Genomic DNA, 18,845 nt, shown 5'->3' with positions numbered 1-18,845 from the left:
CCCGCCAGCGCGAACGATTTGACACTTAGCCAGCTTCCGGAATCAGCGCCAGGAGTGTGCGAACGGTTTCGAGGCAAGTCTCCTGCTCATGCTCCCACCCAGGCTGGATGTCGAGCTCTGCAAGGTCGGCCTTGAGGTAGTCGACACGGATGCCATTGACGCGCTGAAGAAGGTCTTTCTTCTTCAAAGTAACTGCGCCCAGGTTTGCGGTGAGGGTGTCGCCATAATTCTTCTTGACGACGGCGATATCAAAGATGTCGCGCGGCTTCAGAATCGTTGAGCGATGGTACATTTTCTTGAGCGCGATCTCGGCCGGTGGCTCGATCATAATCGTTGGCTTCCATCCCGCTCGAATTGACGTCAGGTCAATTTCTTTTTCAACCGGGTCAAGGTCCGAGAGAGTCCCGCTGACGATGAAGTCGATCTCTCCCTCGGGATATCTGAGTTTGATATAGTGGGCGGTCGTGTCCCAATCTGTGCAGCTCCATACGTCGGTGGTGTCTGGGGACAACAAGGCAAGATATTGCGGGTCATCGATGAACGCATCGATGTCCCGGCTCAGCCGATGGTCAGTGTAGAGCATCAGGGCTGTGCCGCCGCCCAGCACCCAATTGGGGACCGGCTGCCCCTGCTGTTTGAGGGCCGAGAGCCCGTCGAGCGTTCGACCAAGGAGTTTACGCCACCCGCTCAAGTGCGCTCTCCAATGCTGGGCTGCTTTCGCCGGTTGTGGACTTCATCGATTCATAGGAAGCCGCCAGGTCTTGAATGGGAATAGCGTGGCGCCGAGCAAACTCCAGAACAAGCTCGGGTCGTACTTCCGTGAAGAACGTTGCGGCATGTGCGATCCAATTCCGCCAATCCGTCGAGGAGATGCTAGCCACCAGATCGGTCGCACTCATAGTTCGGCGGTACGGAGCGTTCGTGGTGCCGAGAACGAGTTCATCAATATCATGTGGTCTGAAGGCGCGATTGGAAAAGGGATGGCTGGTCGTCACCGGTTTTGTCGCGGGACTTGTCGCTTCGTCTGGATCGAAATCAAGCGCATCCGCCAAGCCGCGCCGGCGATCCTCAAGCCGCTTCAGGATCATGACGTCATTGACGAGAACACGTCGGTGCCTTCCGACCAACCGGAAAGGAAGCTTGCCCGAATCCATCCGCTGATAGACCAATGGCCGTGAGATGCCTAGGATTTCGGCCGCCTTCTCGGGTGAGATTTCGGGGTCTGACCTGAGAAGGAGAACCTCACCTGTTTCAGCCAGCGCCGTGAGAGTGCTTTTCATCGCACGTAGCAGGGATGGCGGCATTTCTGCCGCGAGTATCTCGCCATCAGCCTGGGTGACGAAAAGACCGCCGTGTTCGAGTATCGCGGCGCGATCCAGGAAGTCGGCTCCCTTACGCGCCTCGTCACGATCGTTACTTTCAATCTTCAGGCGGATCAGATCTTCGGCCATGATAGCCTCCATCTGCAATAAGTGAAGCAAATGTAATATCTGGAAGATCCCTTAACAAGCCGTCAATTCTGCAGTTTGCTGTTGAATTCACGGCTTTAGCCGGTCCTCGACCGCCGCCAGCAATTGCATAATTGCATTCTGCGCTTTGGCGCGAGCTCTCCAGTTTCGTCGCGATTAGGCGAGGGGTGCGGCGGGCTCATGGGTGGGCGCGGTGAGCCAAAATTCGAGCTTTGCTGCTGTCTTCTTCGCCAATTTTACTTTTCTATTCAGTACCTTGCTGAGATGCGGCTGCGACAATTCGCACGCGCTCGCCAGGATTGACTGGGTTGTTCCAGTCTCGCGCATTTTGGCCGCGATAGGGGAATGCTTGAGGGCGATGCGGTCGTGGCGCCGATGTAGCTGTCTACAACTCCCAATCGCGTTCAGTGCGCCATTGTTCGATGCCCATTGGATCTTGCGCTCGCCGCCTTGCGGTGATGAATCGTCACGAGGCGGAACATGTCACCCGTGACGCCGATCCGGCCTATACTGCAAACAGTCTCACCGACCACTGGCTCGCCCGCGGCCCTTTTGTTGCAGTGCATATATGTTTCCTATTTCTTCCTATCGCATTCCTATTTTCTTGCTTCTAGGTGGGACGCCTTGCAATCAACCGATGAGAGGTATTGCGCTAATGCAAACTGAAATCGATCCGGCCTATCTCGCCCAAATCCAAGCCGCTCGCGAAAGCATTTGCACTGCTGGCCAGGCGCTCGAAATGCAGCGCAAGGCATTTTTCCGCACCGGCTGCTACAAGCTCTAGGTTGCTATAACGGGACGGCCGAAGAGCACAACGTTATCTTTGATGCCGTTGAGCAGGAGACCTGCGGCGACTTCAAAAATCGGAGGAATGGCGCAAGTCAGACGTGGGGCAATCCTACGAAGAGTGGATGCAGGATTTTGAACTGGCCAAGATCGAGCCACTTGATGAGCGGGACGTCCGCGCCGAGCATGTCCACATAATCAAAGCGGAAGGGGATGCGAACGACATTCCCGATCGCCTGCACATTATCCGGCGAGAATAATCGACGCTCTGTAGCTTTTGATCGCGACGCAGCATCGAAAGTAACATCGGGCGCGGATCACTCCGCGCCTTTTTTGTTGCGCGAACTACGCCTAGGTTGATGCACGGGATTTTGCCGCATTCTCAGCGGCAATAACCAGGGCCTCGGAGAGCTTGAGCGCCTGTTCGGCCGTCACCTGAAAATGAACGCCCACAACGCTAGCGATAGAGAGTGTGATCTCGTCATCGATCTGCTCAATTATGATTGCGGCCGACTCGTCGATTTCGATCACTGCTACACGCGAGAGGTCGTCAAGGTCCTTCACCATCACTACAACTCCGCGGGCACCCCGGTGCTGGCATATCGAAATTCGTTTACAACTAAAACGAAAAGCAATGGACTACAATGGGACTCAGTACCAGCGGTTTCCACAACTTCTCTAGCAAATTCAATCTTTAGCCCGCCTGGGAGACTAGGGGGCGGAGGTTCAATCCTCTCGCTCCGACTATCAAACCTTTAAAGCCAACGAAGAATGCAGAAGGACGCAATAGGCGCCTTTTTCTTGTTGCGCGCAAGCGCCCAGCTCTGTCCCGCAATAAACCCCCGGTTAACCATGGATCGTTACGATCTGCCATATCCGGGGGCCAAACGGAGCGGATCTGATGCCCGTCGAGATGTTGTCGTATGCCGAGTTGGGCGAAAGGCTCAAGGTTTCTCCGGAGGCTGCGCGTGCCCTGGTGAAGCGACATCGCTGGCCTCGTATCCGCGCCAATGATGGGAAGGCGCTCGTCCAAGTCGATCTCACCGAAATCAACCATTCCCCCATATCCCGTCCGCCGCAAGCGCAGACCGGTCAGCAGCTGGTCACCGCCCTCAAGCAGCAGATCGATACTCTGGAGGCCGAGCTCGCGGAGATGAAGATGATTGCCAGCGGTTACCGCGGCGATTTCGAGCGCGAAAGCGAGCGCACCAACAAGCTGCTGGCCGAGCTGCTTAAAGCAACCACTGAGACCATGGGAGCCCGCGAAAAGGCGGCGTTGCTCGAAGGCAAGTTCTCGATGATGACGCAGCCATGGCGGCGTCGGCTGGTCGATGCCTTCATGCTTGCCCTGCCGCAGGTCACCTCCAGCGCGCGCGAGACCACCGCTTCGCCAACTAATTGAGCCGGCCTTTTCGGCCGTACATTTCTTGAGCGCGATCTCGGCAAGCGGCTCGATCATAATCGTTGGGCTCCATCCCGCTCGAATTAACGCCGTCTCGGTGGGCGCGGTAAGCCAAAATTACAGTATTGCCGCCGTCTTCTTCGCGAGCTTTATGTTTCGATTCAATGCCTTGCTAAGGTCTCGGTTGCGACAACCCGCACGCCTGCGCCACCGCCACCAGTGGCTTGGCAGAAGTCGGTATCGTGAAGATGGTGGGCAGTGGGGCAACCGTGACCACTTGCAGCGGGCGTCCGTGATCCCAGCCTACCGCTCCACGCACATTTGGAAGATAGGATCTGGCGATGTCTTTTCCGCGACATTTGCCGCGCTGCGGGGATGTCACGGCATGGATGCACCGCAGGGCGGCCGATCTCGCCTCGCGCGCCGTCGACGTCTACTGCGATACGCGAACGCTGCCTAGTCCGCGTATCGCCGATCTACAGAGCTCTGATTTACGAGCCCGTCGTGCCAACGAAGGGCACGGTCTACCTGGCTGCACCGAGCGATCAACTTCGCGCCTGGGGCGCTTTTGTTTTTTCACCACTTCACGAAGTTAGTCCTGGGCCAGCGTCGATCGTCGGACCGGCGGAGATCGCTGGGCTCGAACGTTCCGACGCGGTCTTCGCCATCCTGAATGGGCTTGAGGGGGGACGATATTCGACGTCGGCTACGCCGTGGGAAATTTGTTTCGGCGCTGTATCGTACGATCGACTACGGCCAGAAACCAGCGGAGGGCGATGCGGGGCTTGCTGCTTGTCGCGCGATGAACATTCGCTACGAGCAAGTGAACGCTCGTTGCAGCGCGCTCGGATCTGGCGATATGGCTCGCACGGCTCATGGCCTTCAGCCCCTGTATCGGAGTGGTGGACCTTTCGAAGTCAGCTGATCCTTACGCTTGCGGGCGAGGCGGCATTGCGTTTCGACCGACTGGTGGCTGTCGCATGTGCCGGCCCGCCTGGTAACCGTTCTGGATTTCTAGGATCCGGCAATCTCCGATAAAGAGACGAATACGGCGGCCACTGCAATCGTCTGCAGGTCTTGCTCAAATTGGGACGTTATCGTCACCTCGCAGACGACGCGGTTCGGCTTTACGACGATACCCCTCAATATGGTGTCGGGTATCGTCCAGCTCGCACATCAGCGCCGGCGTTCAGCTTGCCAGGAGGATTGATGATGAACAGGCGCGAGCCTTCTGCGATGTATTCTTCAGTGGACAGAAACGCGACCAAGAGTGTTTCCTGCAGATCCATTTCTCAAAACGCGTGGTCTTGGCGTATCGATCGTCGAGTGGACGTCATAGACCAACGATGCCGGCGGATGCATATACATCATATCAGTCACAATCTTTGTGACGTTGGCGGCATCGCCAATCGTAGTTCAGGTCGTTTAGCAATGATGTTGGATTTGATTTTCGAGCTGCCGGTTTCCTGATGGCCTTGCCACGCGAACTGGAAGCAGGCTTCGGCTGCCGGGAGGTCTGGGCTTACTCTTTCAAAAATTCAAGCGACGGCACGCCAACCTTAGTACAGCTGTGCGAACACTTTTAGCTTTCGGCAACCGCACGCAAGAGGCTGGCAGAATGCGCGCACTTGTCAGCGATTGTGCGTCGCAGCGAACGGATCATACCATCCCGATGCCGATGTAGCGCAAGAAAGTACAAGAAATTCGGAAAGGCGTCCTAACGCGGGGCGCTCTGTCCGCCAATACTTTCATTCAACGGAACGTTAGTTCTCTACAACAGGGGCCCGTCGGCTCTGTGACATTCTCAAGTGAACAAGAACAAGCTTCTGCAGAAGCACGCTTTGCCTAGAGGAGGAAAACCATGCGAAGAGAAAATAAGCTCGCGCGTGCGCTTCTTGTCGGCGGCGCGTTTAGTGCCTTCGCTTCAACAGCCGCGCAATCTGAAACAGCGCTGAGCATCTGTTACATCAATCATCCAGTGCAAGTCGCAAACGTCGCGATCCTGGAGAAATGGGCAAACAAGCAAGGTGTCAAGCTGAAGAAGACGGTAACTTCCTATACCGTCTATTTGCCGAAGATCACTCAGATGCTGACCTCGGGGGCGAGCGACCAATGCGACATCATTTGGAATAATGACGACTGGGGACAGGATCTCGCCCAGTATCTTGAACCGCTCGACGACGTTCTCAATGCCCGCAAGGTCGAGGTGGGGCAGCTTGAGCCGTTCCATACTGCCGACGGAAAGACGACGGCGGTGTCGATGACGACTACGGCCGGCATTCTGTTCTATCGCACCGACCTCGTTCCCGAGGCGGAGCTGCCTAAGACATGGGATGATCTCGTCAAGATCAGTCAGACTTTGCAGTCCGAAAAGAAAGTAAAGTGGGGCTATGTCGGCGGCATGAGTTACACCAACACGTTCTTCAGCTTTTGGTGGACGCTCTGGAACAACAATTGCGACATCTATGCGCCCGCGTATGAGCGCGACAACAAGAAGCTTGCGGCCGACGGTTGGAAGCCGATGATTTACTCTCCGTGCCAGGTGCAGACCGCGGAATTTTGGTGGGATGCTCTCAACAGCAAGAAAATAAGCCCATCGGGCATGACGACCTATTCGCGCGATGAGGCAAATGCGATCTTTCAGGCTGGTGATGCCGCCTTTACGGTGGCGGACACCACGTTCCTCGGCGCCTTCAATAACCCCGAGAAATCATCCGTAGCAGGAAGGGTCGGCATTGCGCCGTTTCCCGTCGGCCCGATGAGCGACGGCCTGCGCACCTGGATCGACGTCTGGGGCTGGTCAATCCCAAAAACCCTCCAAAATGATCGCAAGGCCGTGGCCAAAAAGCTGCTTGGCGCGATGCTCGGCGATTCTGACGGTCAGATCGAGCAATGGAATCAGACCGGAGCGCCGCCGCCAAATACCGACGTCTGGCCCACGCTCGAAAAGAACGACCCGACCTGGCGCAGGCTCCACATGATCCTGTTCACGCCTGATCATGTCCATGCTGCCTACTATTTCCGCAATTGGGCAACCGTGCACAAGGTCTATTCGGACACGCTGATCCGCGCAATGAAGGGCAAGCGTGAGGACATTGCTGCTACCCTTAAGGCCGGTTCCGATGCTATTCGTGCCGGCGCTGCGGCTAACGACTGATGAGTGCTCGTTCCACGAAATTTGGATTCGATGAGAAAGAGCGTTTCATGCTCTTCCTCATCGCGCCGGCTGGGATTGTTCTCGCTTGTTTCGAAATCATTCCGATTTTGATCGGAATGAATGCGAGCTTCCGCGACTGGTCGCTCGTCAACCCGCAAAGGACCTGGGTCGGCCTGAAGCAGTACGTCGCCGTCTTTACCGATCCTGTCTTCTTGAAGATCGTGTTGCCCAATACGTTTCTCCTGATGGTCGCCTCGGTTGGCGTGTCCCTTGCACTCGGCCTGGCGCTGGCATCATTGCTCAACCGTTCGTTCTTGGGCCGTGCGGTTGTGCGGACCATCATCTTGCTGCCGCTGACGATCGCGCCTGTTATCACCGCGACCATGATGAGGTGGTCTTTCAACGATCAGTTCGGTGTAATTACTACCTTCCTCTCGTATGTCGGCGCTCCCGATATCGCCTGGCTCTCCGACCGCTGGCCGAGCTTTGCGCTAGTCATCATGACTGACATCTGGATCTGGACGCCGTGGTTCACCATCATCCTGTTGGCCGCATTGCAGGGCTTGCCGCCCGAACCGTTCGAGGCCGCCCGGATCGATGCCGCAACGCCGTGGTGCATCTTCAGGCGCCTCACGCTGCCAATGCTGCGTCCGGTGATCATTGTTTGTGTCCTGATTCGCGCAATTGACGCGTTTCGCACTTTCGACCAGGTCTGGATCTTGACGGGTGGCGGACCTGCTCGATCAACCGAAGTATTCAGCGTCTACACCTATGTTCTGGCTTTTGTTGATCTGGACATCGGTCGCGGCGCGGCCGCCGCCGGGGTCGGCGCGATCATCATGCTATTTGTTGGGGGCGTCCTCTATAAGCTCGTCAACCGAAGCGTGGAAGTGTCGCGATGATTGCGCTCGCACTTGGTAGTCTGCGGCGTGCTATCTTTGCGATCAGCGTCGCCGCGATATTCGTTCTGTTCGTCGGGCCGATCGTGATCTTGGGCGTTACGTCGCTCCGTCCCGCGTCGGGCGTATTCTACATCTGGCGCGGCACCAATTTCACGCTCAACAATTTCGTCGAAGTGCTTCATCAGTCCCAGATGTTGGAAGCGGTCTGGAACAGCTTCGTGCTTTCAACATTAGCGACCATTCTATCGCTTGGCATTACGGAGCTGTCGCGCTTCGGCGGCTGGATCCAGCGCAGCTGGTTTGCGACCATCTATCTCTTCCGTACCGTTCCCTACATCTCCTGGGTGCTGCCGCTGTATCTGGTCAATACCCGCCTTGGGATCTATGATACGTATCTCGGTCTGTTACTGCCGCACATCGCGGTGCACGTCTGCTTCTTCTCATGGCTGATGAAGGGGTTTTTTGACGGCATCAACCCGTCGATGGAGTATGCGGCTCTGATCGACGGCTGCACACGATGGGGTGCATTCTGTCGCGTCGCGCTACCCGCTGCAATGCCCGGGATAGCCGCGCTGGCGATCCTTTGCTGGCTCTCGACGTGGAATGAGTTTTTGTTCGTCCTGATCCTTTCAGGCAAACGCACGCCCCTCATCACATCGACTATGGCGCAATTCGTCACCGAGACCGGAACGGAATGGAATTTGATGAGCGCGACGGCCGTGCTTGCGATGATGCCAGCGCTGCTGGTGACCAGCTTTGGTCAGAAATACGTCATTCGCGGGCTACAGATGTAGCAGGCGCGGCTCAGAGGAAGGTTATGGTGCAGATCGCTCTACATGATATCGTAAAAAAGTACGGCACATTTCAGGTTGTCCACGAGGTCAACATCAGTATCGCGGACGGTGAATTCGTGGTGCTTGTTGGTCCATCCGGATGTGGCAAGTCGACGACGCTTCGCATGATCGCGGGTCTGGAGAGCATCAGCGCAGGGACTATCCGAATCGGCGACAAAGTCGTCAATGACGTGCCGCCAAAGGATCGTGACATCGCGATGGTGTTCCAGAACTATGCACTTTATCAGCACATGACGGTGTTTGATAATCTGGCATTCGGGTTGCGAAATCGCAAAGTCCCGGAGGTGGAAATCAGGAGCGAAGTCACCCGCGCGACGCAAATGCTTGGTCTGGAGCCGCTCCTGGCTCGCAAGCCATTTCAACTTTCCGGCGGCCAGCAGCAGCGTGTGGCTCTTGGACGCTGTATCGTTCGACGCCCACAAGTTTTCCTATTCGACGAACCGCTCTCGAACCTAGATGCCAAGCTCCGTGCGCAGATGCGGATCGAGATCAAGGCGCTGCGCGAGCGCGTGCCTACCACATCGGTCTATGTCACCCATGATCAGGTCGAGGCGATGACTCTTGGCGACCGAGTTGTAGTCATGAAGGACGGCTGGATTCAGCAGATCGGCACGCCGCTGGAGATCTACAATCGGCCCGCCAACCGGTTTGTTGCGAGCTTCATTGGGGCGCCTGCCATGAACTTTATGGAAGTCGAGCTTGTCGAAGAACGCGGCGTCATATCGGCGCAGGCGAAGGATTTCAAAGTCGAGTTGCCGCTTGAACAGGCGGCCGTCCTGCGCAAGCATGGCGCCAAAACGGTTACTCTGGGTATCCGGCCCGAGCATATCCGTCTTGGCATTCCATCCGACAAGGCGGGTTCATCCTTCAGCGGTGTCGTCACCGTTACCGAGCAGCTTGGCTCGGAACTGGTGATCGCTCTCAAGGTTGCGGACAGCACGATCATGGCGTCGCGTATTTCGCCAGAGACCGAGGTCAGCCCTCATGCCAAGGTGCAGTTCTGGGTGGATGGCAAGGCGCTGCAGTGTTTCGATCATAAAACGGAACGGCGATTAGAATGTGCGCGTCCTGCACTTTGAAAATAGCGAACGGCGGTTAGGCAAGAACAATGACTGCGATGCGGGCGAAGGTCGGCGATTGCGTTCGATTTTCGAAAACAGTCGGAGAGTCCGACATCTATCTCTTTGCGGGTCTGACCGGAGATCTCGCGCAAAACCACATCGACGACGAATTCATGAGCCATTCGATTTACGGCAAGCGTATTGCCCATGGCGCGTTGATGGTCGGATTCATATCAGCAGCCTCGACCCGAATGATTGAAGAAAGCCTGCGGACGGGCGCCGATTCAACGCCTGTATCGCTCGGCTACGATGGCGTGCGGTTTCTAAAACCCGTTTACATCAACGACACAGTGACGGTGACCTGTACCATCAGCGGAATCGACGAGGAGCGCCGCCGCACGCTCGCCAATGTGGACGTCACCAATCAACTTGGCGAACTCGTCGCCGTAGCCAAGCATCACCTCAGATGGACGCGTAACGCGACGAACAGGGCGGCGTCCTAGGCGATCCCGTGCAGAGGGCGATCGCAGATGTTTGTAGATGGAAAAGGCGGTTGGAACGAGAACTGGAGGGAAATGGTGAGCACAGCAAAGCCGCGATGGGGAGAGGCGATCGAGCGGATGCGCTGCCGGGTCGATCAGACGCTCGATAGCCTACAATCTGATTTTCCGCATTGGGCCGATGCCGCGACGGGAAAGTGGACGACGACGGTCGACGGCGACTGGACCGGCGGCGCGTGGCCGGGCATGTTGTGGTGGTTTGCGCGACGAACGGGGAACTCCAGATACCTGGATGCTGCAGCGCTGTGGAGCAGCCGGCTCAAGCCGCGGGCGCATCTGCAAACTGCATTCAAGGGTTTTGGGTTCTACTACGGCGTTGCACTAGGCGACCTCCTGTGCGCGGACAAGGATGCCGCGGCGTTGGCGCTCGATGCTGCGCAATCGCTGAAAAGCCAATTCGACACGAGGCTAGACCTCATTCCGCTCGGGGGTGACGCCGAGGAGTCGCAGGACGTAGGCAATTCCTTCAGCAGTATCGATTCTATGCAGGCGGTTCCACTTCTGTTCTGGGCAGCGAACAGGACAGGAGAAGCTTCATTCGCCGACATCGCCGCGCGACATACGACGCGAGTGCTGGACATTCACATGCGGACCGATGGCTCGATCCTACAGTCGAGCGAGCTCAATTCGGCGAACGGCGAGGTCGTTCGCCATTTTACTCACAAGGGCTTTAGCGAAGGCAGCATTTGGGGGCGGGCGCAGGCCTGGGGTCTTGTCTATGTCGCAATCGCGCTTGCTCATTGTCCGCAGGAAAAGCGCTGGATGCAGCAGTTGATCGCGGGCGCCGACTGGTGGCTGTCGCATGTGCCGCCCGGCCTTGTAGCGTTCTGGGATTTCGATGATCCCGCGATTCCCAATACCGAAACCGATACGGCGGCTACGGCAATCGCTTGCTCGGCGCTGCTCAAGCTTGGGCGGCTTGCGCCCTCCGCTGATCTCCGCGCGAAATATCAGGACGCAGGCGAGCGCACGGCACGAGCTCTGATTGACGGCTATCTTACGCCAGTCGGGGCAGGGGAGGATCGTCCGCAGGGCATGCTGGTCGGCGCCTGCTTCAACAAACGACGCGACGCCCGCGCGCGGGACTCCGCGACCAATGCTGAGACGATCTTCGGCTCCTATTATCTGCTGGAGTCGCTGAACATTCTCGATGGTTTGATCGAAGCGGAAAAGATCTAGACGTATCGATCGAACTCACCTCTCCCGATACGTGGGAAGCATGTCATGACAAGAGCAGCGTCTCCGGTCTACAGCGGCCGATTCTCGGTCGCTTCCACCCAGTTCACGGAAAGCGGTGACCTCGACCTCGGAGGCCAGAACCGTGTTCTTGACTGCACGATCGACCAGCGTGTCGACGGCAGATTCTGGTCAATTGTTCCGAGCAGTTGCTGTGGTCGGTCAAGAAGCGCGACACAGTGGTCGATGTCTGCCCTCGCACGTCGCCGGCCGCGAGCACTGGAGTTTCGGTTTGACGGCATCGATAAACAATTTGGCTGCGCCGAGACATCTTTAAGCTGATCCCGCAGCGAGAGTGCGCATAGGCGCTTCCGACGTTTACTCTGCTAACTCGTCCGATCGCGAACTGCTCATCAGGTTTCCCGATTTCGATCTCTTAAACATGGTCCCAGCCATGCAACTCGACAAAATCGATGCTCGTCTTCTTGACCTCGTGCAGCGCAACAATCGCCTGAGCAGTGAAGAACTCGGCGCGAAGGTCGGTTTGTCTGCATCCGGAGTTCAGCGCCGACTGAAACGCCTACGATCGGGCCGCATCATAGAAGGCGACGTTTCAATCGTCTCCCCAAAAGCAATCGGACGGAACCTGAGCTTGTTGGTTCTCATTTCGTTTGAGCGTGATCGGACCGACATAATCGATAGCTTTAAGCGGGCAATCCGCAAAATGCCTGAAGTGATGAGCGGATTCTATGTTACCGGACCGACCGACTTCGTTCTCCTAGTAACAGCAAATAATTTGGAAGAGTACGAGCACTTCACTCGGTGTCTAGTACACGAAAACCCAGACATAAAGCGCGTTGAAAGTATGGTCGTTTTGGACAGGGTCAAAGCCGGCTTCACTTTACCAATGGCTTCTATCGCATGCTGGTGACCAGCACGGCTTAGGGGCGGCCAGCGGTTTAAGCTCCCGCTGGAGAACACTCGGCGGCCGAGCTCAGGCCGTGTGGCTGTTATAAAAGGCCTTAATTGTGGAAAGCCGGCTGAATGTGCGACTATCGAGAAAGTGTCGTTGACGGATTGCGAGCGGGTTCGGAACCGGAAGTCGCACCTGCCGGGCAGATCACGTCGGCAACGCCAGTTCACCTCACGCGAGTGTCGGCACCGCCTTCAGAGGTCGGAACTGACCGGGCAGCATGACGCGGCACAACGCCTCGGCGAAGAAGAAGTCGCCGAACATGGTCGCGCTGCGCACACCCTCATTGTGAGGCTTCGAGTAGCAGGAATTCTTCAATAAGCCGCGATGCGACCCCTCTCGCGCAAACTCATTGCGGCATAGCGCTTCCAGCATCGCCAATCCCTTGTTAATCCACGCTGCAGCTGCGGTACGATCGGGATGCAGCCGCCCCAGTTCGAGCAACGCGGATGAGATCACGGCCGCTGCTGCCGTGTCCTTAATTTCCGCGTCGGCCTCCGCCGCATCGAAGTCCCACGGCGGGATCTGGCGTCCAGCGAGCCGCTTCATATGGTAATTTGCAAGCTGTTCGGCGAGGTCCAGATATCGGCGCTGCCCGGTCTCCCGCGCGGAGTTGACATACCCGTAGATCGCCCAGCTCTGACCGCGGGCCCAGGCGGATTCGTTGCCTGCTCCCTGGAACGTATAGCCGCGCTTCCGCGCGCCGCTCACCACGTCGTACTCAATCGCATGATAGGTGGAATGATCAGGGCGAATGAAAGCCTTTGCGGTCATGTCGGCATGCGCTTCGGCGGCCAGGCGATAGCTGCGATCGCCGCTATAATTGGTAGCCCAATACAACAGCGAGAGATTAGCCATGGTGTCGATCGCTGAACTGCATTGGCCGCGGGGGTCCTCCAGCGGCCCCCAGGAGGCGAGATACGCGCCGCTTCGCGTTGTGATAATCCGCGCCCGCAGCTTGCCGGCCGCCTTCATCGCGATATCTGCATACCAGCGATCGCCGGTGATCACGTGCGCGGGAATAGCGCTGCTGTCAAATATGAAGCCGATATCATGGGTGTTGGGGTCGTCGGCGCGCTGAGCCACGAGCCGCATGCGTTCGCGCGCCCAGATCAGGTATTTCGTCTCATTGGTATGCAGATAAGAAGTCAACAGCAGGCCCACCCAGAAGCCGCACAGCCAGTTGCCGTGGCTCCAGGCTTCGCCGTCATAGCCAGCCGACAGCGAAGCTGGCAGCTTAATCCAGGAGCCGTCTGGTGCCGTGACATGCGGAAATTCGACGCCCAATGTCGGCTCGTCTTCGGCCACTTTGCGAGCCATGACGTCCAAGATCTCGGTGAACAGTCGCCGCTGCGCGGCAGTGAGCTCGATCGAATTATTGGTGGGGTCCAGCATGCTTCTTTCCGAGAGAACAAAAGGCTAGGTGAGATCTTCGTAGCGACCGCCCGATCGGTTGGAGGGCAACCATTTTGGTTTATTCAGCGATCGGATCAGAGGTTTAGCGTGGCGAGGCTCTGGCGGAATTCGATCGGCGAGCGGGTGGTGTGCTTCTTGAAACAGCGGCTGAAGTAGGCCGGGTCCTCGAAGCCGAGACGATCGGCGATCTCGGCCACGCTGATATCGGAGTGCAGCAGCAGTCGCTTGGCTTCCAGCATGATCCGCTCGCGAATGAGCTGGGCGGCGGTTGAACCAAGGGCTTGGCGAGTGGCTTCGTTCAGCGCGCGCTCGGTCACCTTCAGAAGCCTGGCATATTCCGCCGTCTCGTTTATGGTGCCGAAATTCTTCTCTAGCGCGCTCTTGAAGCGGCGTGACAGGAGCAGGTTTCGGGACGACAGGTCGGCGATGGCGCAAGGTACGGCTATACGCGACGTCTTCGTGAGGAAGATCCGCAAATAGGACCAGATCACATCCTCATGCCCGGTCTTCTCCGCCGTGTATTCTTCGATCATGGCGTCCGTGATCTGGCGGAGACTCTCGGCCTGCATATCGTCCAGATAAAGGGCATTGTTGAAATTTTCGATACTGTAGATCGGAATGTCGATGAGCGAATGCCTGTTGTGGACTCTGAGAGCGAAGAATTCCGGGCTGAAGCTGATGGTGTGACCGATCGCGTCTTCTGAGAGCGTGAAATCGTGGATCTGCCCTGGGGCCATGAAGAACAGGCTGTTCGGCCGGACCTCATATTTGACGGAGTCGATGATATGGCAGCCGGTGCCGCGGGTCACCCATACGATGTGATAGAAGTCGTGCCGATGCGGGTAGGGCAGCGTCGATTTCATCTTCTCCAGGGGAGCAAAATGGATGTTGAGCGACTTGATCTCGGAGCCGTAATCATAATGCTCGATCTTCACGACCGGCAGTGAACAACATGGTTGCCGGTGCGCTGGCTGGCCCCGTGAAAAGAAGGAACGGACTGCCGCCGGTCGTTGACTTAGCCTCGCCGGAATTGGTCCTTCTGCGTCATCCATCGGCTCTGCGGACGCCATGGCTAGTGATCGTTGAGTTCTGAAAACGATTTCAGACATTCTTTATAGCCTCGCTGACGGCAATAAGCCAGCCCGTGTTTTGAGCATCCAGCATCTGATGAATTTCTGCTGCAGTGCAACCAAACCTATCTGAAGCTCAGACACCTGTAAGCCGAAAGTCCGCTGAGGACCGCCTCGCCCGTGTGTTTGCGGACCATCGTATCCAAGATCAGAATCGCTTGGCTTCCTTCTTGCAGACAGTAGTGACCTCCATCGTGATCTTGTCGATGAACCCCGGATTTCAGGAATGGCAGTTCCTGTCCGACATAGGCAAATCCGGGTCCGGTCAGTCCGCTATGCGTCCGCGACACCAGGGCCGCCGTGAGCAGACCGTGCACGACCCGCCTGCCGAACGGGGAATGCGAGGCGAATTCGTCATTCATGTGCAATGGGTTGAGGTCTCCTGAGAGGCAGCCGAATGCGTCAACTTCCGTTTCGCTGAACGTGCGCGTCACGGTGTGCGTTCGGCCAATGTCGAACTTGCTGAAGCTCGGTACCTGCCAGAATGCCGGCTTCTTTGCGATGATCACGGCACGGCCTTCTCGGTGATGGCTATTCCGCCGTCACGCAATGCGTCGATCTCGTCCGCTGCATAGCCGAGCTCGGATAGGATTTCCCTGGTATGTTCGCCTTGTCGCGGCGGCAATCGCCGTAGCGGCGGCGCCTCGCCGTCGTAGCGGACCGGGTGCGCTAGGAGCCGCACCTCGCCCGCTTGAGGGTGCTCGACCGTCATGATCATCTTGTTATGTGCGACCTGCGGATCGGTTTCGACCTCCTCATAGTCATTCACGGGCGCGTGCCAGATGTTGTGGGCATCGAAGATCTGTATCCACTCCGCCGTTTTACGGGTCTGCACGCGCTCATAGATAATGTGATGGATCTCGTCGCGCCGACGCATCGGATCCTTAAGGTCGTTGAAAGCTGCCAGCGGCGGATAGTCGAGTGCCGCTGCCATCTGCGATATCGGGGTCAGCGAAATCGCTATCCAGCCGTCCGCCGTGCGATAGATCCCGTACGGAGCGGGGTGGAAGCGGCTGCCCAGTGGCGGATCCGTGCGAGCCCAGAGCCGGCCCTTGTTGAGATAATAGGTAAATGGCTCAATCTGCAGATCGAGGGCGGCATTGAGAAGATTGCTCTCCACCAGCGCGCCGCGTCCGGTGAGCTGACGCGAAAGCAGCGCCGAAACGACGCCGAACGCTGCCAGCGCGGCGGCGTGCTGATCGACAATTGCGGAGCCAACCGGGGTTGGCGGCGCGTCGGCCCCGCCCGTGAGCATGGTCATCCCGCTCATCGCCTGCAGCAACATGTCCTGGCCAGGCCGTTTCAAGTAGGGGCCGGACGATCCATAGCCCGAGCAGGAGCAATAAACGAGGCGGGGGTTGACCGCCTTCATATCTGCATAGCCGAAGCCAAGCCGCTCCAGGACGCCCGGTCGGTAGTTCTCAACCAGCACGTCGGCTTCGCGCACCATGTGCAATACGATCTTCTTCGCCTTTTCGTTACGAAGATCTAGCGACAGGCTCCGCTGGTTGCGATTGCCGAGCAAAAAGAAAATACTCACGCCTTCCTTGAAAGCATCTAAGCCAGACCAGCCGCGTTCAAATGCGCCTCCAGGAGGCTCAATCTTAATTACGTCCGCGCCGGCGTCCGCGAGCATCTGCACAGCCGCAGGCCCCTGCAGAAAGTGCGTGAAACTCAAAACCTTGATGCCCTTGAGCATGGAAACCTCTTGATCCGAAGTTATTTCTAAATTTGGACGCCTACAGCTTTGCTTTCTTTGCGCGAATAGTTCGACGAGATGATCATGCGCAGGTCTTCCTTCCGCGCTTTCCAGCAGCTTGGGATGCTGCTCCGATCGCGGTGCGATCTGGTTTTCCGCGAAACGCCGAATGGAATCGCGGGTCATTGTTCAGCCCATGGGGCATGCTCATGAGATCACTTGGATTTCGAGGAAGTCGGATTGTCGGTGAGCGCATTGTTAGGCTTGCGACGCGTGGCAAAGGCGCGCAAACCCGCCCGGGCGGCTGTGGTGCCGAAGTTGACGGCGTAGTTCGCGGCCTCCAGATCCAGTCCCGCATTCAGCGGGATTTCGCCGGCGCGGTTGACGGTCCGCTTGGCGATTTCCATGGCGAACGGATCGTGCATCGACAGCTGTTCGGCAAAGGCCAGCGCTGCCGACTTCAGCTCCGGCGCGGAAGCGAGAACATGAATGAAACCAAACGCCCGGCATTCCGCGCTCGTATAGTGGCGCCCGGTCAGCACCATTTGCTTGGCGCGTGCCAACCCCATCTTTTTCACCGCGAGCTGCGTTCCTCCCCAGCCAGGAATGGTATTGAGTGTAATCTCCGGAAAGCCGAACCGCGCCGTATCGGAGGCGACGATGAAGTCGCACGCCAGCGCGAGCTCAAAGCCGCCGCCCAATGCATAGCCATTCACCATGGCGATAGTCGGCTTTGCGAATTCATATAGCCTGAACAGGACGCGCTGCCCCCTTTGCATGTCGCGATAGGCTTCGACGCTATCCATCTCGATTAGGCCGTCGATGTCGTTGCCGGCCACAAAGGCCTTTTGACCCGCGCCGGTGATCATGACGACCCGGGTCGCGCTATCCCGCGCAATCTCTTCAAGCACGTCGTCCAACTCACGCATCAGCGCTGGCGTGAACGCATTCAGCTTGTCGGGACGATTGATGGTGAGCAGGCGCACGGTGCCAAGCTGCTCCGTCAGCACCAGGCTGTAACCGTCAGCTGTTTGCATCAAAGAACCTTCAGGTGGGTGCTGCCGACCATGATGTTGGATTGATCTTTCGAGCTGCCGCTTCCTGATCGTCTCGGCATCCGCGAACCTTCAAGCAAGCTTCGGTCGCCGCGAACGTGTGGGCTTACTGTTCCAAATGGTAGAAGCGACGGCGTGGCAGCGTTAGGACGGCTTGGGCGAATGCTTGGACTTTTCGGCAATCGCGCGCAGGGGGCTTCGCAGAAGGGCGAGCATTGTCACGCCAAAAGCGATTGCACGCCGCAGCGAATGGATCGGCGCACTATCCAGATGGCGATGTCAGGTAAAAAAGTACAAGAAAATCGGAAATGCGTCCTAACGCGTTGTGATCTGTTCGCCAATACTTTCGGTCAATCGGCGGCAGTCGTTGTGTATCAAAAAAGCCCTCCAAGGCGTAAAACGCATATTCGGCGTGATCAACGTGTTTCGGCGTGATCAATGTGCCTCGTTTGGCGATATCACATCTAACATTTGGGAAGAACGATTGTGTGGGGTCTTCGTATTGGCGTCGTCCTTCTTGGGCCCAGTGCGCCGATTGCGATCTGCGTTGGAATTGCGAGCGCGCTTGCCGTCGCATCGGCCGGCACGCCGCTGCTGGTCGTTCCACAGCAGCTCTTTGCCAAGCTGGATAATGTCGGCCTGCTGGCGATTCCGTCTTTCATGGACACCAATCGCTACGAACTTCGCGCCCGCGCCGACATCGATCGCGGCAAGCGGATTGTGCGCGGTGGTGGCGGATTACGGCTCTTTGCGATCCGGCTGATTGTCGGAGTTGGGCTGACGCTGACGCCGGGGTTTGCTGCGGCAGGCGACGCGCTGAAGGTGACGAATGCCCGGGTTGCCGCATCCGATCAGATCGGTATTGATCTGCCGCTTTTGATGACAATCAGAAACGATGCAGCCGAAGCTGACGCCATCCTGCGCATCCGCTGTCCTTTCGCGAATTTTTCGGAAAAGCACACGGTCGATCGCGGCGAAGGCGCGCCCGCCATGCGTACGATTAAGTCCATTCCGATCCCGGAGAACGAGACGCTCGAGCTCCGGCGGGATGGATACCACGTCATGCTGCTACAGACTCGGCAGAAACTTGTCCACGGCGAGACGTTCACATGCGCCGTCGTTTTCCAGAAAGCCGGAACAAAAGAAACGGAGGTGCATATTTCACGAACGCCCTGATCTCAGACAGCGGACCGGTGAGCCCGCTT

20 protein-coding genes are annotated in these 18,845 nt (G+C 57.5%); 11 read left to right on the top strand and 9 right to left on the bottom strand.

Translation table 11 applies throughout. The features are described 5' to 3' along the window. Nucleotides 1–25: 25 nt before the first annotated feature. Entirely contained in the window at nucleotides 26–691 is a 666-nt protein-coding gene (locus QA643_RS26865; RefSeq protein ID WP_283028773.1) for a nucleotidyl transferase AbiEii/AbiGii toxin family protein, read from the bottom strand. Continuing rightward, entirely contained in the window at nucleotides 675–1,451 is a 777-nt protein-coding gene (locus QA643_RS26860) for a helix-turn-helix domain-containing protein (RefSeq protein ID WP_283028772.1), read from the bottom strand. Before QA643_RS26860 ends, QA643_RS26865 begins: the two co-directional genes overlap by 17 nt. 586 nt (nucleotides 1,452–2,037) lie before the next feature. On the opposite strand from QA643_RS26860, the gene QA643_RS26855 reads away from it, so the two are divergent. Continuing rightward, entirely contained in the window at nucleotides 2,038–2,253 is a 216-nt protein-coding gene (locus QA643_RS26855; RefSeq protein WP_283028771.1) for a hypothetical protein, read from the top strand. A 127-nt stretch (nucleotides 2,254–2,380) separates the two neighbouring features. Further along, nucleotides 2,381–2,515 carry a hypothetical protein gene (locus tag QA643_RS26850; protein ID WP_283028770.1) on the top strand — a complete coding sequence of 45 codons (135 nt, stop codon included), beginning with the start codon at nucleotides 2,381–2,383 and terminating at the stop codon, nucleotides 2,513–2,515. A 91-nt stretch (nucleotides 2,516–2,606) separates the two neighbouring features. Here the strand turns inward: QA643_RS26850 and QA643_RS26845 are convergent, their stop codons facing one another. After that, complete coding sequence (locus QA643_RS26845; RefSeq protein ID WP_283028769.1) at nucleotides 2,607–2,822, bottom strand: hypothetical protein; 216 nt, start codon at nucleotides 2,820–2,822, stop codon at nucleotides 2,607–2,609. A 334-nt stretch (nucleotides 2,823–3,156) separates the two neighbouring features. Here QA643_RS26845 and QA643_RS26840 point away from each other — a divergent pair, with 334 nt between their 5' ends. Beyond that, nucleotides 3,157–3,657 carry a hypothetical protein gene (locus QA643_RS26840; RefSeq protein ID WP_283028768.1) on the top strand — a complete coding sequence of 167 codons (501 nt, stop codon included), beginning with the start codon at nucleotides 3,157–3,159 and terminating at the stop codon, nucleotides 3,655–3,657. 1,142 nt (nucleotides 3,658–4,799) lie between these two features. Here QA643_RS26840 and QA643_RS26835 read toward each other — a convergent pair. After that, a complete protein-coding gene (locus QA643_RS26835) occupies nucleotides 4,800–4,925 on the bottom strand; it encodes a hypothetical protein (RefSeq protein ID WP_283028767.1) in 126 nt (41 codons plus the stop codon). A gap of 593 nt (nucleotides 4,926–5,518) precedes the next feature. Between QA643_RS26835 and QA643_RS26830 the strand changes: the two genes are divergently transcribed. The 7 genes from QA643_RS26830 to QA643_RS26800 all read left to right on the top strand — a co-directional run bounded on the left by QA643_RS26830 (nucleotide 5,519) and on the right by QA643_RS26800 (nucleotide 12,298). Beyond that, the gene (locus QA643_RS26830; RefSeq protein WP_283028766.1) at nucleotides 5,519–6,814 is read left to right on the top strand and encodes an extracellular solute-binding protein; all 1,296 of its coding nucleotides are present in this window, start codon (nucleotides 5,519–5,521) and stop codon (nucleotides 6,812–6,814) included. A 47-nt stretch (nucleotides 6,815–6,861) separates the two neighbouring features. Beyond that, the gene (locus QA643_RS26825) at nucleotides 6,862–7,716 is read left to right on the top strand and encodes a sugar ABC transporter permease (protein WP_283028765.1); all 855 of its coding nucleotides are present in this window, start codon (nucleotides 6,862–6,864) and stop codon (nucleotides 7,714–7,716) included. Continuing rightward, nucleotides 7,713–8,510, top strand: coding sequence for a carbohydrate ABC transporter permease (locus tag QA643_RS26820; protein WP_283028764.1), 798 nt, complete (start codon nucleotides 7,713–7,715; stop codon nucleotides 8,508–8,510). The genes QA643_RS26825 and QA643_RS26820 overlap by 4 nt, the downstream gene beginning before the upstream one ends. Before the next feature lie 23 nt (nucleotides 8,511–8,533). Next, the gene (ugpC, locus tag QA643_RS26815; protein WP_283028763.1) at nucleotides 8,534–9,649 is read left to right on the top strand and encodes a sn-glycerol-3-phosphate ABC transporter ATP-binding protein UgpC; all 1,116 of its coding nucleotides are present in this window, start codon (nucleotides 8,534–8,536) and stop codon (nucleotides 9,647–9,649) included. A 29-nt stretch (nucleotides 9,650–9,678) separates the two neighbouring features. After that, nucleotides 9,679–10,134 (top strand): MaoC/PaaZ C-terminal domain-containing protein, encoded by a 456-nt coding sequence (locus QA643_RS26810; RefSeq protein ID WP_283028762.1) that lies wholly within the window; start codon nucleotides 9,679–9,681, stop codon nucleotides 10,132–10,134. A gap of 75 nt (nucleotides 10,135–10,209) precedes the next feature. Next, complete coding sequence (locus tag QA643_RS26805) at nucleotides 10,210–11,370, top strand: hypothetical protein (protein WP_283028761.1); 1,161 nt, start codon at nucleotides 10,210–10,212, stop codon at nucleotides 11,368–11,370. Nucleotides 11,371–11,821: 451 nt separating this feature from the next. Beyond that, nucleotides 11,822–12,298, top strand: a complete 477-nt coding sequence (locus tag QA643_RS26800) for an Lrp/AsnC family transcriptional regulator (protein ID WP_283028760.1) — start codon at nucleotides 11,822–11,824, stop codon at nucleotides 12,296–12,298. A 213-nt stretch (nucleotides 12,299–12,511) separates the two neighbouring features. On the opposite strand, the gene QA643_RS26795 is transcribed toward QA643_RS26800, so the two are convergent. The 5 genes from QA643_RS26795 to QA643_RS26775 all read right to left on the bottom strand — a co-directional run bounded on the left by QA643_RS26795 (nucleotide 12,512) and on the right by QA643_RS26775 (nucleotide 17,622). After that, nucleotides 12,512–13,648 (bottom strand): glycosyl hydrolase, encoded by a 1,137-nt coding sequence (locus tag QA643_RS26795; protein ID WP_283028759.1) that lies wholly within the window; start codon nucleotides 13,646–13,648, stop codon nucleotides 12,512–12,514. A 182-nt stretch (nucleotides 13,649–13,830) separates the two neighbouring features. Beyond that, complete coding sequence (locus QA643_RS26790; RefSeq protein WP_283028758.1) at nucleotides 13,831–14,865, bottom strand: helix-turn-helix domain-containing protein; 1,035 nt, start codon at nucleotides 14,863–14,865, stop codon at nucleotides 13,831–13,833. Nucleotides 14,866–14,951: 86 nt separating this feature from the next. Then, nucleotides 14,952–15,395, bottom strand: a complete 444-nt coding sequence (locus tag QA643_RS26785) for a MaoC/PaaZ C-terminal domain-containing protein (RefSeq protein ID WP_283028757.1) — start codon at nucleotides 15,393–15,395, stop codon at nucleotides 14,952–14,954. Next, nucleotides 15,392–16,771, bottom strand: a complete 1,380-nt coding sequence (locus tag QA643_RS26780; protein ID WP_283028756.1) for a CaiB/BaiF CoA-transferase family protein — start codon at nucleotides 16,769–16,771, stop codon at nucleotides 15,392–15,394. The genes QA643_RS26785 and QA643_RS26780 overlap by 4 nt, the downstream gene beginning before the upstream one ends. Nucleotides 16,772–16,800: 29 nt before the next feature. Further along, on the bottom strand, nucleotides 16,801–17,622 hold the full coding sequence (locus QA643_RS26775) for an enoyl-CoA hydratase/isomerase family protein (RefSeq protein WP_283028755.1): 822 nt from the start codon (nucleotides 17,620–17,622) through the stop codon (nucleotides 16,801–16,803). Nucleotides 17,623–18,126: 504 nt separating this feature from the next. Between QA643_RS26775 and QA643_RS26770 the strand changes: the two genes are divergently transcribed. Then, complete coding sequence (locus tag QA643_RS26770; protein ID WP_283028754.1) at nucleotides 18,127–18,816, top strand: copper chaperone PCu(A)C; 690 nt, start codon at nucleotides 18,127–18,129, stop codon at nucleotides 18,814–18,816. Nucleotides 18,817–18,845 lie beyond the last annotated feature (29 nt).

It is taken from the genome of Bradyrhizobium sp. CB3481, assembly GCF_029714305.1.
Lineage (GTDB): Bacteria > Pseudomonadota > Alphaproteobacteria > Rhizobiales > Xanthobacteraceae > Bradyrhizobium.
The sequence above is the reverse complement of the archived record's forward strand: the minus strand, read 5'-3'. Positions and strand labels throughout refer to the sequence as shown.